The following is a 17258-nucleotide window of genomic DNA, read 5'->3' as shown; positions in this document are numbered from 1 at the left end:
AATTCGAATTGAATGACATGTTCGGCCATGGTGTGCCTCAATGAGCAGAAGGTGCAAAGTTCAGAAGGGTCGCCCGATAGGGGTGCGGTCGAGGCTCGCCGTAAGCAGGCCGCCATCGACCGTAATATTCTCACCTGTAATGTAGCTCGCGCCTGGACCCAGCAGGTAGACGACAGTCTGCGCCACTTCGCTCGCTTGGCCCATGCGACCTAGCGGAATCATGCGGTGCCGGCTTTCGACGTATCCGGGATTGGCGAGATTGGGATTCATCGACGTGCGCATCACACCCGGGGACACGATATTGACCCGGATGTTGTCGCGCGCCCACTCCACCGCCAGCAGGCGGCAAAGCATGACTTCCGCCGCCTTGGCAGGAGAATAGGCGCCCCCCCAGCTTGTAGGGCTCGAATGCCGAGGTTGATGCGATGCCTACGAAGGCTCCCGCGCTTTTCTTGAGTGGCTCATACACTGCTTTGGCCAACAACCAGACCGAGCGGACATCCACGGCGAACACGCGATCCCAGTCCTCCACCGACAGATTCGTCAGGCGGCCCGGTTTCATGATGGCTGCATTGGCGACGACACCGTCGAGCCCGCCCGCAAAGGCGATGGCTTCCTTCACCAGCCGCGCGGGAGTATCAGGGTCGCCGAGGTCTCCGTGCAGCTCGGCTACTTTCGCTCCCATTGCGCGCAATTTGTCCGCGAGCTGCAAATTGGAGGGGCCAGTGCCGCTGGTGCAGAGCACAAGCGTGCAATTGCGGCCCGCAGCCTGTGCGCTTCCCGCGAGTTCGCGAGCCACTGCGCCGCCCAAGCCTTCTGTGTTGGCGCCTGTAATCAGTACGCGCATCACCTCTCCCCGCTGTCAGTCGCGGCCGTTGCAAGCATGTGCTTAATACCGATCAGCCACCGTTTGCAAATCCTTTGGGCGATCGCGCACGGCGATCGCGCTTTTTACTTGAGGTGCTCTCGCCTCAAGGTTAGCAACTGCTTACAAAAATGCACGGAGAGGGATTTGCGATGGCATTGAAAGCAGAGGCTACTGCGGTCGGGGCGCGCGGGCCAGGTGTGCCGACCGAGGCCGAGGGCTTGACCGCGGCGTGGTTTCAGGCGGCTTTTCAAAACCAGTTTCCAGGTGCCAAAGTTTCATCCGTGCGCCTGGTCGAGCGTATCAGAGGAGCGTCGACCAAGCTGCGGATTGCGATCGAGAGCAACCGCACGGAGCTGCCGAAGCAGGTGATGGTCAAGGCGGGGTACGAACCTCACAGCGCAGCTATGGCAATCATGCATATGAACGAGATGCACGCCTACCGCGACCTGATCCCCACCTTGAACGTCACGGCGCCACGCTGTTTTTTCGCTGATCAGCAGGACGGCAGGGGCCTCGTCGTTCTGGAGGATCTCACGCTCTCGAACGTAAGCTTTCTTTCCTTGCAGGAGCCGCTGGAATTTGAGCATGCTGCGGGATTCCTGGATTGTATGGCGCGGTTTCATGCCCGTTGGTGGGGCGTTGACGATTTGCCCGCCAAATTTCCTTGGGCAGCGGAAACGCGAGCCATGCAGGAATCGCACTATTTCGACATCCTGCTCGATCCGGACCAATTCGCCGAATACAAGGCGGCACCGCGCTGCGCAGCGATGCCTCGTGTGCTGCTCGACCCCGAACGGGTGGCCAGCGCGCATGTGGCACTCGCCGAGCTACACGATCAATTGCCGCACACGATGCTGCATGGCGATGCCCACCTCGGCAATCTTTACTGCGAGTCCGACGGCTCGCCTGCGTTCCTGGATTGGCAGCCCCGCCGTGGACCTTGGGTGCTTGACGTCGCATATTTCATCGTTGCCGCGCTGGATCTCGTCGATCGCAGGCGGTGGGAGGCCGCGCTGCTGCAACACTACCTCGCGCGACTGGCCGCATACGGGGTCATCCCTCCCACGTTCGACGAGGCATTCGATGCCTATCGCCGAAACACCGTATGGGGTCTGCTCATTTGGATGCTGAACGGCTCACATTTCCAGACGGAAACCAACAACACCGCCGCCGCCACGCGTTTCGCGATGGCGATGATCGACCACGATACATTTGCAAGGCTTGGCGTATGATCGGACATAGTACCGACAGCGCCGCTTAAGTTGTCACGGCGCCCGATCCGCATGGGGCACCGCCGGCCAAATTGGGTGCGGCCGCGACGGCTGCCCTTCTTGCGTGCGGGTTGTTCACTACAATCGGCCTGTTTTCTCCGGGGCTGGTGCTTCCGCAGATTGCAAAGGCCTTTGCCGCCTCATCACATGTTGAACTGCTGACGGAAATGGTAGGGGCCATCATAAGTTTTGGGTTCGCGCTCGGCATCTTTCAGCATTTCTGGTGGTCCCTGTAGCCTTCGCTATACGCACGTATTTGGCGCCGCGAACATGCAGGACAGGTCGGCTCGGTTAAGTCGGACGGCCCTTTGAATTCCCGCCTGGCTGGGCTCCTGGCCGTCGGCGCCCTTGCGGGCATGAGTATGATGATCGCCCCGATCTATGGTCCGATCTACCTGGCAACCCTGGGGCTGGTGGACACCCGTCAGGTCGCCATCCCGCTGACCCTCGGCTCGATCGCGGCAGTGTTCGCTTCGGCCTGCTACGGAGCGGTGCACAAGCGACTTGGGATCGCAGGTGTCACCGTAGTGAGCACCTCCGGCATGGGGATTGCATTGATTGTCGCAGGATGGACCGGGAACGAGATCACATTCATGGCGGCGCTCGTGGCGGTCGGTGCACTTCTAGCGTTGCTGGCCCTCAACCTGAACGCATCCGCCGTGGCTTTCAGCACACCGCACCGAGAAACACAGGCAATCGGCCTCGCCAACGGCGCCATGTACGGATGCCAGATGCTGTTTCCGTTCGTAGCAGGCTGGATCCGGGACATGGCCGGTTTGAACGGTGTGTTTTTCGGTTTCGGACTCGTCATGCTCGTTGTCGGCTTAACCGCGCTCGCGGCGACGGCTCTAACGCGCCGCGGCGCTTCTGCGCAGGTGCTAGCCTAAGCACGACTGACCGGCAGAGTTCGTTCCTACCATTTGGAGACTGGCTGGAGCATCTCGTCAGGCTAGCAAATGCCAAAGAGAGCGCGCGTCGCCCTGCAGGATGGAGAGATTTATGGAAATTCGAAGGCTCCAAGGCCCGTTCGGCGCCGTGGCGAGCGATGCCGATATAGGCAAGGCCGACGACAAAACCATCTCCCGGCTGGTCGAAGCCCTCTACGACAACCAAATCCTAGTCATCTCTGGGCAGTCCCTGAGCGACGCCGAATACGTCCGCTTCGGAAACCATTGGGGACAGCCCCTCGAATTCTTTGCGGCGTCGCGTCGGCGCAACGATTTCCCGGAGCTAATCAAGCAGGATAATGCCGCAGACACCCCCGCCAACGTGCGGGACGGCGCCGGTCATTGGCATTCGGACGGTACGTATGAAGAGGTGCCCGCGAGCGTCACGATGCTCTATGGCAAGGAGGCGCCAGACAAAGGCGGCGAAACGCTGATCACCAGCACCGTGCTCGCGTACGAAGCGCTGCCCGATACAATGAAATCGCGCATAGAAAATCTGGTCGGCCTCCATTGCCTGAGCGGAGCTCCGCCACTCGAAGGCGAGACGTTTGCATATATTCCCGAAGAGATAGCGCGTCTGGGGGTACACCAGCACCCTTTTGTGATGCGACACCCGGTCAACGGTGCCAAAGCGCTGTTCCTTTCAGGATCGGCGTTCGGAATCCAGGGCATGGACAAGTCCGAAGCACGTGCGCTTATCGCGGAACTCCGCGCGCATGCAACTCGGCCGGAATTCCGCATCGCCTACAAGGTTATGCCCGGTGACCTGTTCCTGTGGGACAATTTCTCCACAATGCACAGGGCGACGCCGATCGAGTATTCCGATGAGCCAGGCAAGCGACGCTTGTTATACCGGATCAGCACCAGAGGCATGCCCTCCAGCATCCAGAGCAGGAAGCCGGCGTAGGATGTGGTCTGCGCAAACGCCGCCCGATGCCGCAAGCACATTGTTTCGGCTGGATGAACGAGTCGCGCTGGTCACCGGCGCTTCGCGGGGGCTGGGGCTCGAGATGGCCGTGGCGCTAGCCTCGGCAGGAGCGACGGTGCTGGTCAACAGTCGCGACGAAGCTCAGGCGAAGCGGATCGCCGCCGAATTATGCGATGCCGGGTTGAAGGGAGAAAGTCTCCCTTTCGATCCAGCGGACGAAGCCGCTGTCGTTGCCGCTATGGCGCTGATCGAAAAGCGTCACGGCCACTTAGACGTTCTGCTTGCGAATGCGGCCGCTCGGATGCGACGCGATCTTGCGGCCATTCCGCCCGCTGACTTCCGCGCGTTGGTGGAGACCAACCTGTCGTCGGTCTACAGTCTCTGCTGGCACGCGTTGCCATTGCTCAAGGCGGCGGGAAGAGGTCGGATAGTTCTCGTCAGCTCCATCAGCGCCAGGCGAGCACCACCGCACGACGCCGCCTATTCGACTACCAAGGCCGGCCTCGAAGGCCTGATGCGGGCACTGGCGGTGGAAGCTGGCCGGATGGGGATCACCTGCAATGCCATCGCACCAGGCCCCTTCAGAACAGAGGTGAACAGAAAAGCCGCGGAGGAAATGGGCGGCGTCATCGCGCAGAAAGTGCCGCTCGGAGGTTTCGCCGAACCGACGGAACTTGCCGGAACCGCGCTCTTCCTGGCGTCTGATGCGTCATCGTTCGTGAATGGGATCACCCTTACGGTCGACGGCGGATCGATGGCGCAGCTCTGAAAATGAAGCTTTCGAACGCTGAAAAAATCCTGGGCGGAACCGCGATCAAGCTGTTTGGTCTCGACCGCTGAAGGTATTTCTCCGATGGTAGGTGGAGGCGTGGCGACAGTTGGATTGAAGGTCCGGTTTGTCGTTTAGTTGGATCTTAGTCTGCTTTCCATGCGCTCCGAGTGGAGAGACATCTTTGCTCTTTCTGCGTCGAGTGGTTATTCACAGATGCTGTATGGGTTCTGCCTCAGCTTCTGCTGCCGAATGACTTATTCAGCGGAGCGGCCCTCAACTCGCCGGTACGTCAGTTTGTATTCGGCGGCGAGGCGCATGTCCAAACCAGCAACGCCTTACGGTCCAGCAGGCGGCCGCCCGGGGAATCGCCCTTGACGCAGCCGTTCCCGCAATCTCAAGCAGCCATTATGATCGGCCTTATCAATTCGGAGGACGGGGAATTATGTGGGCCCCTGAGTCCGCGCTCACTTGACGCATTGCGAGCGCTACTGTTGTCATAGTATTCATCGGCCCAAATTTGACGATCATGTCATAAGGCATATTTCTGCCCGTGGAGCCATGACCTGTTCGATCTGGCGAAGTGATTCATATTGGGAAAATCGCTGCCCATGACTGCCTCTGATTTCGATGGGATGATTTCCCTGATCTACGATGCATCGTTGAATCCCGAAGGCTGGGAACCATTCCTCAGCGCCTTCCACCTCAAACTGCATGCCTACCTGACGGTCATAGTATTCAGGCACAGGCCCCTCGGATCGCTGGTACTTCTGACCCGGGCCGAGGAGGAGGGAGATCAGGCGTTCCGCCAGTCCTACGCCAGGGTCGAGACGGCCAATCCCATAGACTACGAGGGAATGGAAACCGGTCGAATCTATTCACTGCAGGAATTCCTACCGAACGGCGACCTATGGGCTTCCCGGTTTTTCACCGATCATTTGCAACCGGCCGGGAAGAGCCACCTGGAACTGGTGGCAATCGGCCCTGCTGAGGGATTTCGCGCCCACTTTCTCTGGGTACGCGACGATGCCATGGGGCCGCTCGATGCCGATGAACGGGCGTGGATGCAGAGGCTGATTCCGCACTTGGAACGAGGCATGGCGATCTTCGGCCAATCGAAACTGCTGCGGCTCGCCAGTGGAATTTCGACAGAGGCGCTTGACCAGCTAGCTTTCGGTGCAATCGCGCTCGATAAGGACGGGCGGGTGCTGTTTTGCAACCGTGTGGCCGAAGCGCTGATCGCCAAAAGCGAAGATCTCAGCCAGCAGAAGGGCCGTTTAATTTTCCGGCGCCGCGAACATGCACAGACAATGCGTCAGCTTTCATTGAGCATCGATCCCGATGCCCAAGAAAAAGAGGTCGTCTTGCGGTTGCGCAATGGTGACGAGATGCTGGGTATGCTCGCCCGATCAATAACCCCACTGGCATTGGACAAGTCGTTTACCACGGCGCGTGTCATCATCTATCTTCACGCCCTGACCCATGAGGTGCGTCCATCGGCGGCATTGCTATCCAAGCTTTTCGGGCTTGCTCCGTCCGAAGCGGCGCTAGCAATCCTGCTCAGCGAGGGCACGACCCTGCGCGAAGCGGCCGAGCAGCTCGGGATAACGGAGAACAGCGCGCGTACCTATAGCAAGCGTATCTTCGTCAAGACAGGCGTGCGCCGCCAAGCCGATCTGGTCCGGCTGATCCTGAGCAGCGTCGCCATGCTTGGACTATGACCACGACAGCCGTCAGAAGACCCGATCAGGTCGCAATGGTTTCAGGAACCTCGCGGGCGTACCTCTGTAGCCTTCCCGCTAGGGCGCCCGTCCATTCTCCATTTCGGTAGGTCACCTCGCCCGAGACGATCGTCGCGACGTAGCCGTCCGCTTTTTGCGTGAGCCGGCGTCCACCGGCGGGCAGATCGTAGGCGGGACGTGGAGCATGGAGTTTCAGGCGAGCGAGGTCGATGACATTAATATCGGCCTTGTAACCAGTTTTAAGCTGGCCACGATCGCATAGACCGACTGCCACCGCGGGTTCGTGGGTTAGGATCTTGATCGCTTCAGCGAGCGGTAGCCGGTAAGCCGGGGTTGCATCGTTGAGCCAATAGGTCAGCAGATAGGTCGTGAATGCCGCGTCGCAGATCATGCCGTAGTGCGCTCCGCCGTCGCCCAAACCGATGATCGTGTGTTCGTGGCGTAGCAAGTCACGGCCGGCGCTTTCGAAGCGAGGTTCGTTCTGGAGGTTCCCCAATGGGCGGTAGATTATCTCGTGCCCGTCGCGCTGCAGCAGCACATCGTAGATCACTTCCATGACGTCCCGACCTTGCGACCGCGCTATCGCGCCCAGGCTTTCCTCCGGCAGAGGGTTGTAGTTCGGCGGATCTCCCAGCACGAACAACATGTCCTTTTCGGTGATGATGAAGTTGAAGAAGTCATTGGAATGCTTGCCGGCTTCTTCTGACAGAATTTTGGCGCGCAGTTCGGGGTTGCGCATTGCTGCTACGCGCTCCGCTATCGGTAGATCGGCGATGGCCTGATAGCTGGGATAAAAATAGAAAGGATGGAACGAGAGCTCCAGCCCAAGCAAAGCGCCGGTCGGACGCGGCAGTACCTGTCCGCGTATGACAACGCCGCGTGCATTCGCTTCTTCCATTCCGCGAAGGGCACAGCGCCAACCGTCGGGGTCGTTCGGAGCCTGGGCGAATGTGAAGGAGAGTGGTCGCCCGGCTGCTTCCGCCACTTGGCGAGTGATGTCGAACTGTGCGTCCGCCGGCAGGTTGTAGTCGCCCAGCAACTGGAAGACGCCCATATTCGCGTCTCGCAGACCTTCCGCCAGAGCGATCAATTCCCTGGGTTTTGACTTCACGGTCGGCGCGAAGGCTCCGTCGGGATAACGGTGCGCGACATTTAGTGACGTTGAAACGCCGAGCGCGCCAGCCCGTACTGCCTCCGTGGTAAGGCGCCGCATCTCGGCCAGATCCTTATCGGTCGGTGTTTCAAGATTGATGCCGCGCTCACCCATGACGAAAACACGCAAGGGGCTATGCGGAAGCTGTGCGGCAAAGTCGATATCGGCGTGCCGCTCCTCGATCGCATCCATGTACTGAGGAAAAGTCTCCCAGTTCCAGGGAAGACCCTCGGTCATGACGACACCTGGAATGTCTTCCACGCCCTCGAGCAGGCTGACCATTCCGTCGCGGTCGGTGGGCCGGCACGGCGCGAAACCCACACCGCAGTTGCCCATTACCACCGTCGTGGTGCCGTGATCGGAAGACGGAGCCAAGCGATTTTCCCAGGTGACCTGGCCGTCGTAATGCGTGTGTACGTCGACGAAGCCCGGAGTGACGATGCAGCCCGCGGCATCGATTTCCTCGGTGCCCGTTTCCGAGATCGTGCCGATCGCCGCTATGATACCGCTGCTGACGGCAAGATCGGCAATATAAGGTTTGCCACCAGTTCCATCGACGACCGTTCCATTGCGAATTACGAGGTCATACATCGGGGCCATCCTTCTCTCCATCACTCGGCGCATCCGATTGTCTGAATCGCCGGCTGTTCGCGCCCGGCCCTGACCCGTACCGCTCTACCCATGCCATCGCGGTAGCAGGGTGTGCCTGTACGGGAGCCTGTATCGCCGCCTGCCTACGAATAGTGCGCTGCAAAGCTCCCGGTTATTCCCCGTTTGGTAACTACCATGCAAAAAGCCGGAGGATGTAAGAGGCGCATCGTGGTCCTGTTCGCTGGCCTAAAATGAGATGTCTCAGGAGACCCGGATGCCGAAAGCAATCGCCTATGCCGCCCAGTCGCCCGAGAATTTCGCTCCGCTTGATTTTGAGCGCCGAAATACCGGCGAAAACGATGTCCGGATCGAGATTCTCTTCTGCGGCGTCTGCCACACTGACGTTCACTTCGCGCGAAATGAATGGGGAAGTACCGTCTACCCTTGCGTCCCCGGGCACGAGATTGTTGGAAAGGTAACGGAAGTCGGCTTCAATGTGACGAAATTTCGCGTAGGTGACTTCGCGGGTGTCGGTTGCATCGTCGACAGTTGCCGCACATGCGCATCCTGCCACGAGGACTTGGAGCAATATTGCGACAAGGGTATGATCAGCACCTATGGCAGCATCGATCCGACCACGGGTATGGCCACCTTTGGCGGTTATTCGGATCACATCGTCGTCGACGAGAAATATGTTCTGCGCATCGATCACGACTCCTCGCGGCTCGCCGCGGTTGCGCCACTGCTATGCGCGGGGATCACTCTTTATTCTCCGCTGCGCCACTGGAACGCCGGACCCGGAAAGACGGTTGGCGTAGTCGGCATCGGGGGGGCTCGGTCACATCGGATTGAAACTGTTGCATGCCATGGGAGCGCACACGGTTGCCTTCACGACTTCGGCCGGCAAGGTGGAAGAGGCGAAGTCGCTGGGCGCCGACGAGGTGATAATCTCAACCGATCCCGAATCTCTGGCAGCTTGGGCAGGGCGCTTCGACGTGATTGTAAATACCGTCTCGGCTTCGCAGAACCTGGTGATGTATGCCAACTTGCTGAAGCGCGAAGGCACGCTCGTCATGCTTGGCGCCGGCCCGGAACTACACACGTGGCCGCCGTCGATGATGCTGTCCTACAAGCGGCGGTCCATTGCCGGGTCGATGATCGGGGGAATCAAGGAGACCCAGGAAATGCTGGAGTTCTGCGCCAAGCACGACATCGTCGCCGATATCGAGATGATCGGGATGGAAGATATCGAACAGGCCTATGAACGCATACTTCGCGGCCAGGTCAAATACCGCGCCGTGATCGACATGATGACCCTGGCCCCCGCACTGGAGCGCCATTCCGGCTGACCGGGAGCAAATAATTTGAATTAATCTTCAAAATATGTCTGCGTTTCCTTGACAGCGGGCCTGCTGTGCGGAATGGGCAGGGCTCTGCTGCAGGATCGCGAAAAAAGCGATCCGCATCTCGTTTGGGAGCGCCTTTCGATGGGTGACATCAGTGCGGATCCGGCCATTCACGGTTTTGATGAATCCGATCTCGAGGCAATCCGCGAAAGCCTTGCATCCGTCCTTGCCGAACAATGCGGTAGCTTGGCGCTGCATGCGCATGTCGACGGGAAACTCGACCTCGATCAGGCTCTTGAAGCGCAAGGCCGCGAGCTGGGCTGGGCGGCGATAGGGCTTTCCGAGGAACTGGGCGGCTTCGGTCTTGGCGCGCACGGGATTCAGTTGCTGCATCATCAACTCGGTTTAGTTGCGGCTCCGGGCGGCTTCCTAGCCAGCGGCGCGGCCGCCCACGTGCTTGCCGAACACGGAACCTCCGGCGGGGCTACGTCTGAGTGGCTGACCCGGCTGTCCTCGGGTGAAGTCCAGGCCGCAATACCCGCCGTACTGGATGAAGGCCTGATCCGTGCTGCCAACGGCACGATCAGCGGGCGAACGACACTGATCGGTTCGCCTGGCGCGGCGATCGCACTGGTCGCGGTGGGTCAGGATGAGGTAGCCCTGATCGAACTCGCGGGACTGGTACTCACGCCGCTCGATTTCTGGGATCGTACACGCAATCTCGCGATGCTGGAACTCGACGGACATGTGCCTGTAACCTGGCTTGGCAAGGACGGCGCGGCGCACCGTGCCTTGATGCGGGCATTCGCACTGGCCGTTGCCAGCGATTGCATAGGCGTGGCGCGCGGGATCACCGACAAGACGATCGCCTATATGAAAGAGCGGTCCCAGTTTGGCCGGGTGATCGGTTCTTTCCAGGCGTTGAAGCACCGTGCTGTCGATCTTGTAGCTGTGACCAACATCGCTGAATTCACCCTGGCTCAGGCAATAGAAGCTGCGCCAGCTGCCGATCGGACAGCCGACATGTGGGCCAGGCTCGCAAAGGCTGCGGCCAGCGAGGCGGCGGTGTTTGTCGCGGGTGACTGTGTCCAGCTGCATGGTGGCGTCGGCTTCACCTGGGAATTCGATGTGCATCTTTATCTGAAGCGCGCCCGTCTCAACGAGATGCTGGTTACCAGCAATCTGGCTCTTCGAGACGCTGCGGCCGCGGACCTCGCAGCTGTCACGGAGGCTGGCGCTAGCACACTGGAGTTGGCAACGCTGTGATCATTGACCTCAAGGACGACCTACCGGCCTTCCGGCAAGCTTTGCGCGATTGGCTGGCCGAAACCCTGCCAGCAGGTTGGAGCGATGCTGTCGATCAGGGCTCGGAAGAAGACTATCTCGAGCACCAGAAATGGTGGATGGCGGAATGTCACAAGCAGGGTCTTGCAGTTCCGCACTGGCCAACCGAATATGGCGGAGCGGGACTCAGCCTCACCGGGCAGGTTGTCCTTGCCGACGAAATGGCGCGCAACGCCGCGCCTAGGCTCGATCTGTTCGTTGTTTCGCTCAATCATATCCCCGGAACCCTCATTCCCTTCGGAACTCCCAAACAGAAGCAGCAATACCTCCCGGAAATCCCGAAAGGCACGATCTGGTGTCAGGGATTTTCGGAGCCCGGTGCGGGTTCTGATCTTGCGTCCCTGCGCTGCAAGGCTGAGCGGGATGGCGACCACTATGTCGTGAATGGGCAGAAGATCTGGTCGTCGTTCTCGATGTTCGCCAAGCATTGCATCCTGCTCGTGCGCACCGATTTCGAGGCCGTAAAGCAGGCTGGTATTACCTTCCTCGTCATGGATATGGACACGCCGGGTCTGGAAGTCAGGCCCATCAAGCAGCTCAACGGCCAGTCCGAATTTGGTGAACTGTTCCTGACCGACGTTCGCATCCCCGTTGAAAACCGCGTCGGTGAGGAAAATGCGGGATGGAAGGTGACGCAGGCGACGCTCGCTTCGGAGCGCGGGGTGCTGTGGTTCGATTGGGCAGAACGTCGTCGCTACAGCATAGAGCGCTTTTATCGTGAAGCGCTGGAAAACGGCGCTGCATGGCTGGAGGACGATCAACTTCGGCGTGAATTCATGACGTTGTTCGCCGAGCATCAGGCCGGGCGCCGAATGATCCGACAACTGCTTCGGGAGAACGACGGCCATGGAGGCGGTGCCGCCATGACGTCGGCCTTTGTCAAGCTGCACGATACCACGCTGCGTCAGCGAATTGCGGACCTGCTTGTCCGGATCGACCAGCTCGGTGGCCAGGAATTTCTCAGCATCCGAAACGAGACCGTACTCCACGGCATGTACGATTTCATGTCTGCCTACGGTGCTACTATTTCTGGAGGCACCACCGAGATCATGCACAACATCATCGCCGAACGCGGGCTTGGGCTACCCAAAGGCTGACCTGCTCGCTGACGATCGAAGAAAAAACGCGGAGCGCTCGCACCTTGGATCGAGCCGAAGTGCGCGGCGTCCAGCTCCTGTAAGGAGGAGAGAACCATGGGTCGTCTGGAAGGCAAGAACGCGTTGGTCCTCGGCGCCTCGAGGGCGGGCAACATGGGGCAGGCAATTGCCCGCAGATTTATCGCCGAGGGGGCCAAGGTCGCGGTATCGGGCCGCGGCCAGGATGGGATCGAGGCATTTGCAGACGAATACGGAGCCGTTGCAATAGAGTGCGACGTTTCTTCCAAAGCATCTGTCTTTTCGATGATGGCCCGGTTCGAAAAGGAAATCGGGCCTCTCCACGTCGCCGTCAACGCCGCCGCGACTGGCCAGTATGGTGCCTTCGAGGAAACCAGCGAGGCCGAAATCGACGAGATGCTCGCGATCATCTTTAAGGGTGGCTTTTTCTTCATGCAGGCTGCCGTAGGCGCAATGAAGAGGGCCGGCGGCGGCTCAATTGCAGATCTGACCTCGCAAGTTGCGACCATGATGTTCGAAAATCATGCCGCCTACATGGGAGCAAAGGCGGGCCTGGAGCATGTGACCCGGACGGTCGCCAACGAGTTCGGCCAGTACAACATCCGCGCCAACAATGTCGCGCCCGGACTGACCATCACGCCCATGACCGAGGGGGTGATGGTGCCGGGTATGGCAGAGGCCTTCGCTCGCGAAACGCCGCTGGGCCGGCTTAACACCATTGACGACATTGCTGCCGTGACGCTTTTTGCCGTGTCCGATGAGTGCTTCATGACCGGGCAAACGTTTCATACCACCGGCGGGATCGACCTGCGAAAGTTGCCCAGCGCGGTTGAAATCGCGGCGTCGATCGAGGCGGCTGCCCGATGAGGACCATATCCCTCGACCAGCTCACGGTGTGCGGTGAGCGACCGGCAGAGCTTGTGGAAATCGCAGCGAGCGCGGGATACGGTGCCATCAGTTGCATGCTCGACGGCAATGCCGAGGTCCCGGCGGTATCGCTGCATGCCGGGGATCCCGACACGACTGCCATGCGAAAGCGGCTCAGGGACACGGGCGTTTTCATCAATGTTGCCGACGGTTTTCCGCTTTCGCCTGTGGTCTCTATGGAACGCCTGCGCGAGGGCGTGGATTTGATGGCCGAAATGGGCGCACGCAAGATCGTCACGCTCAATTTCGATCCCGATCCGGCGCGCTCGTTCGACAGCTTCTGCACCTTGCGCGAATGGTGCCAGGCCGCGAACCTGCCGCTGCTCATCGAGTTCACTCCGCTATCGCAGATCGCATCGCTTGCCGATGCTCTCGCATTTCGTGGCCGCGCTGGGGCGGACGGAGTCGGGGTGCTCGTGGACTTGCTTCACTTGAACCAGTCGGGCGGGTCTCCCGCAGACATCGCCTGCCTGGGCATGGACGTAATCGGTGGGGGCCAGCTGTGCGACGGCCCCCTTCGGAGCGACATGGAAACCTATCTCTACAATGCGATCTATGAACGCGGCGTGCCCGGTGAGGGTGAGCTTCCTGTCCGAGAGTTCCTGAGGAGTCTGCCGGAAGCACTGGTCTTCGGCCTAGAAGTGCCGATGCGCAGCCGCGCGCTTGCGGGCGCGAGTGCTATGGAGCGAGCTTTGCTCCTAATGAATGTAACGCGCTCACTGCTTGCGGCCGAAGGCTTGTAGGCGTTGCGCCGCACTCCAGTCGGCATCCTCACCATTTGGCAGCTAGGCAGCATTTGGGCAGGTGATAGCATCTCCTCTCGAAGCAGATAGGAGAGGGTCATGGTTGCCAGCATCGAGCGGACGGAGGCGGATTCGTCCCTTTCTCATCCCGCGGCGATCTTCAACTCCAGCCCGGCGCTCCAGCGTCTGCTGGACAAGCTCGACGAGCCCGATTTCCTGGCTACGCCCGCCGAACAAATCGCGCAGATGCAGCTCGAGGCTGCGAGAGAGGTGTTTGCCGTCCAGCGCTCCCGCGTCCAAGTCCTCAAGCGGCGGGCCGAGGACATGGGCATTGATCAAATCCGGACGAAAGCGGACATCGTCCCGCTGCTGTTAGCTCATTCGGTTTATAAATCGTACCCTGCAAGCTTCATCGCCAAGGGGCAATGGGAACGGCTGCTCAAGTGGTACTCGACTATAACGGCGCTGCCAGTCGATATGGTTGATCTTGAGGGAGTCGCCGACATCGATGATTTTCTCGCGCGCCTTTGGGACGCGGGACACAAGGTGTTCACCAGCAGCGGAACATCGGGGAAAGTATCGATCCTGGCGAGAGCCGATGCTGATTACGAGGTGTACGAAAGCGTCATCAAGGATAATTTCTGTTGGCCCAAAACGATGCCGCCAGAGCCGATGCCTTACTACCAGATGACGCCAAGGTTCGGTTACTACATTATCATGTGCACCTCGGAGCGGATGATCCGGCGGTTCGGCATTCCCGGCACCGAAAAGTACCTGTCTGAGGACCGGCTGCGTGTCGCCTCACTCATGCGATCTGCCGAAATGCGGCGCAAGATCGGCGAGGGTGACGCCAGCCCGAGCGAGATTGCGGAGCACGAGGCGGAGGCCGCGGCGCAACAGGCCAAGGCCATCGCCGAGTTTGACTCGATCGCCGATGAGATCATCGACAATTTCGACAAGCCGATAATGCTATCTGCACAGTGGGGGATGCTCTGGCGGTTGGTTGAACGCGCACGCGAGCGCGGCCTACCTGAAGGGGCCATGCATCCCGGATCGGTCATCGCAACGGGCGGCGGTACCAAGGGATTAAGCCTGCCAAGCGATTATCAGGAACAGACGTGGAAGTTCCTTGGGCCCGTCCACTATGTACTCAATGTCTATGGCATGAGCGAGATGTCGACTTGTTATCCGGCATGCGAGCACGGCAAATACCACATCGTTCCTTGGATCATGCCGTTCATCCTCGACGCGACAGGCGAAAATATCGTGGATCCCGTCGGCGAGATTTCAGAGGGTCGCTTCGCGTTCCTCGACTTGTCCTACGGCTCGCGCTGGGGCGGGATGATTTCAGGCGACAAGGTCATCATGGATCACGCCGAAACTTGCAGCTGCGGCCGGCCCGGGCCCGTAATCCTGCCACAGATCTCGCGTTTCACCGGGCCCGGCGAGGACGATAAGATCGGTTGTGCCGGCACGATCGAAACATACATTAGGGGAGCCATCGCGGAATGAACGCAGACGTCGCGATCGGACCGCGTGGTGCGGTTGAAACAGCCCGAGTTATCCATGTCGTCAAGGGCAGGGTGGTTGACGGCGCCGAGACCGCTTTTGGCAGCGGTGCGGCGGCCTTCACCGCCCCTCGCCTCGACATCGACGAGCTGGTCTGGTCGCGGCGCGAGCCGGGACCGGCATTCGACATACCGACGACAGAAATACTCGACCTGCTGGTTGCAACGGGCGAGGAAATGCGCCGGGACACCCGCGGCTTCATGGCCGAGGCGCTGGACAACATGGCGCGGACCTGCTCGCTCGAACGCCGCATCGTCGAAAACTGCTATCAGGATATCATTCCCGTCTTCACCGATCGTGCAGCGCTGCAGTTCATGATCGATCAGGAAGTCGGCGGTACCGACGTGCTCGATGGCTGGCGTCAAGTGGAGCGGCCGAACGGCCAACGGTTGCGCCTGCGCGCCTATCCGCCGCGTCTGATGCATGTCCTGGCGGGCAACGTACCTAGCGTCGCCGCGGGCACGATCGCACAGATGGCCCTGACCAAGGGTGTCCACCTGCTCAAGATGCCGTCGAATGATCTTTATACCGCCCCTGCCATCCTGCGGACCATGGACACCGTCGCCCCCGGCCACCCTGTCGTTCGCTCATTTTCCGCGGTCTATTGGCGCGGCGGGGACGCAACCGTCGAAGGCGCCATCTGCCGCCCCCAGTTTTTTGACAAAGTCGTTGCCTGGGGCGGTGAGGCTGCGATCCGCGGCATCAAGACCTATACGGGCCCCGGACTGGAATTGGTAAGCTTCGATCCGAAGACCTCGATATCTCTGATCGGGCGCGATGCATTTTCCAGCCCGGCCACCTTGGCCGAGGCAGCGGAACTCGCGGCCATCGATGCCACGCACTACAATCAGGAAGGCTGCATTTGCTCCCGATTCCAGTTTGTGGAAGGCACTTTGGACGAGGTCGACAGGTTCTGCTCAGTTCTCCAGCAGAACCTCATGCGTGAGCGCCGGACGACCTCGGCGCTCTGTAGCAAGCTCGGCGGTGATATCCGCGAGGAGATTGCCGTGCTGCGGGAAATGGAGCCCGACTATCGGGTCTGGGGCACGAATGATGGCGCGGGGCTTGTCATCCGTTCGCAGGAGCCGGTGGAATTTCATCCCGAAGGCAAGATCGTCAATGTCGTCCCTGTGGCCACGCTCGATGAAGCCGCGCGTTTTGCGACGGTGGCGACGGCGACCGTCGGAGTTCATCCATTTTCCCGAAAGTCAGCGCTCCGCGACGGCCTGGCTTCGGCCGGCGTACAGCGGATCGTCGATCTCGGACAGGCGATGGCGGCGGGATTCGGTACGCCGCATGACGGTTTCTGGGCGTTCAATCGCTGCATGCGCTGGATTACGGAGGAGGATGCGCCGGAGCAGGCGGAAGGCGTCCTATGATCGGTATAAGCCTGGCCGACAGCGCCAGCCGGGGCCTGTCGCCATGTCCCATACGCTGCTAATTTCGTTGGAGTGGTCGGAAAATGGATTGAGTGCCGCTTCTCGCTACCGATCCGCAACCCGACAACCACCGGGGAGAGCCATGGCGGTACCGTCGCAGAGACCTGCACTCGATGGGGACGGGGCGCTCGCTGTCGACGCGCTGTATGATGCGCCGCTCAGGGACGATGCGTGGCAGGAATTTCTGGAAATCCTGCGTGCGCGATTGGATGCCCATTCTGTATTCCTCGCCTTTCGGCTTCATGACGAAACTTGGGATTCGGTCCAGATCCAAGCATCCAAAGCGGATATCGGCGCTTTCACCGAGCGCTACTTTGCACGCTTCGCGGCAGAAAATCCTTTCGACTACGCGTCCATGACCCCAAATGAGATCTATCGGCTGGAAAACTTCATTCCGGGCGGAAATCTTGCCGATAGCGTTGTCTATCGCGACCACTTGAAGCCCGAAGGACTTGCTACGGTCGAGGTCGTCAAGCTTGGGCTCGCGGGGGGGGCCGTGGGCTTAC

The 17258-nt window shown here is 60.1% G+C and carries 12 protein-coding genes and 3 pseudogenes; 12 read left to right on the top strand and 3 right to left on the bottom strand.

What is annotated here, in order from left to right; translation table 11 throughout:
• Positions 1–60: 60 nt before the first annotated feature.
• Positions 61–390: pseudogene (locus KRR38_RS36155) on the bottom strand (SDR family oxidoreductase); the annotation flags it as partial.
• Between the two features lie 25 nt (positions 391–415).
• Positions 416–847 (bottom strand): annotated as a pseudogene (locus KRR38_RS37760) (SDR family NAD(P)-dependent oxidoreductase); the annotation flags it as partial.
• A gap of 170 nt (positions 848–1017) precedes the next feature.
• On the opposite strand from KRR38_RS37760, the gene KRR38_RS14865 reads away from it, so the two are divergent.
• The 5 genes from KRR38_RS14865 to KRR38_RS14845 all read left to right on the top strand — a co-directional run bounded on the left by KRR38_RS14865 (position 1018) and on the right by KRR38_RS14845 (position 6504).
• Complete coding sequence (locus KRR38_RS14865) at positions 1018–2100, top strand: phosphotransferase (protein ID WP_217402774.1); 1083 nt, start codon at positions 1018–1020, stop codon at positions 2098–2100.
• Between the two features lie 347 nt (positions 2101–2447).
• Positions 2448–3026, top strand: coding sequence for an MFS transporter (locus tag KRR38_RS14860; RefSeq protein ID WP_256449461.1), 579 nt, complete (start codon positions 2448–2450; stop codon positions 3024–3026).
• Positions 3027–3138: 112 nt separating this feature from the next.
• Entirely contained in the window at positions 3139–3993 is an 855-nt protein-coding gene (locus KRR38_RS14855) for a TauD/TfdA family dioxygenase (protein WP_217402771.1), read from the top strand.
• Between the two features lies 1 nt (position 3994).
• A complete protein-coding gene (locus tag KRR38_RS14850) occupies positions 3995–4783 on the top strand; it encodes an SDR family NAD(P)-dependent oxidoreductase (RefSeq protein ID WP_217402768.1) in 789 nt (262 codons plus the stop codon).
• Between the two features lie 611 nt (positions 4784–5394).
• The gene (locus tag KRR38_RS14845; RefSeq protein ID WP_217402766.1) at positions 5395–6504 is read left to right on the top strand and encodes a helix-turn-helix transcriptional regulator; all 1110 of its coding nucleotides are present in this window, start codon (positions 5395–5397) and stop codon (positions 6502–6504) included.
• 25 nt (positions 6505–6529) lie between these two features.
• On the opposite strand, the gene KRR38_RS14840 is transcribed toward KRR38_RS14845, so the two are convergent.
• The gene (locus KRR38_RS14840; RefSeq protein WP_309141056.1) at positions 6530–8269 is read right to left on the bottom strand and encodes an amidohydrolase family protein; all 1740 of its coding nucleotides are present in this window, start codon (positions 8267–8269) and stop codon (positions 6530–6532) included.
• Between the two features lie 274 nt (positions 8270–8543).
• On the opposite strand from KRR38_RS14840, the pseudogene KRR38_RS14835 reads away from it, so the two are divergent.
• The 7 genes and pseudogenes from KRR38_RS14835 (at position 8544) to KRR38_RS14805 (ending at position 16692) form a co-directional block, all read left to right on the top strand.
• A pseudogene (locus KRR38_RS14835) lies at positions 8544–9618 on the top strand (NAD(P)-dependent alcohol dehydrogenase).
• A gap of 138 nt (positions 9619–9756) precedes the next feature.
• Entirely contained in the window at positions 9757–10881 is a 1125-nt protein-coding gene (locus KRR38_RS14830) for an acyl-CoA dehydrogenase family protein (RefSeq protein ID WP_217402763.1), read from the top strand.
• Positions 10878–12056, top strand: a complete 1179-nt coding sequence (locus KRR38_RS37375; protein WP_217402762.1) for an acyl-CoA dehydrogenase family protein — start codon at positions 10878–10880, stop codon at positions 12054–12056. The genes KRR38_RS14830 and KRR38_RS37375 overlap by 4 nt, the downstream gene beginning before the upstream one ends.
• A 96-nt stretch (positions 12057–12152) precedes the next feature.
• The gene (locus KRR38_RS14820) at positions 12153–12941 is read left to right on the top strand and encodes an SDR family NAD(P)-dependent oxidoreductase (RefSeq protein ID WP_217402761.1); all 789 of its coding nucleotides are present in this window, start codon (positions 12153–12155) and stop codon (positions 12939–12941) included.
• Positions 12938–13744 carry a sugar phosphate isomerase/epimerase gene (locus KRR38_RS14815; protein ID WP_217402760.1) on the top strand — a complete coding sequence of 269 codons (807 nt, stop codon included), beginning with the start codon at positions 12938–12940 and terminating at the stop codon, positions 13742–13744. The genes KRR38_RS14820 and KRR38_RS14815 overlap by 4 nt, the downstream gene beginning before the upstream one ends.
• 99 nt (positions 13745–13843) lie before the next feature.
• Entirely contained in the window at positions 13844–15256 is a 1413-nt protein-coding gene (locus KRR38_RS14810; protein WP_217402754.1) for a hypothetical protein, read from the top strand.
• A complete protein-coding gene (locus KRR38_RS14805; RefSeq protein WP_217402752.1) occupies positions 15253–16692 on the top strand; it encodes an acyl-CoA reductase in 1440 nt (479 codons plus the stop codon). The genes KRR38_RS14810 and KRR38_RS14805 overlap by 4 nt, the downstream gene beginning before the upstream one ends.
• Positions 16693–17258: the final 566 nt, after the last annotated feature.

It is taken from the genome of Novosphingobium sp. G106, assembly GCF_019075875.1.
Classification (GTDB): Bacteria; Pseudomonadota; Alphaproteobacteria; order Sphingomonadales; family Sphingomonadaceae; genus Novosphingobium.
This window is presented reverse-complemented; position numbering and strand designations above follow the sequence as displayed.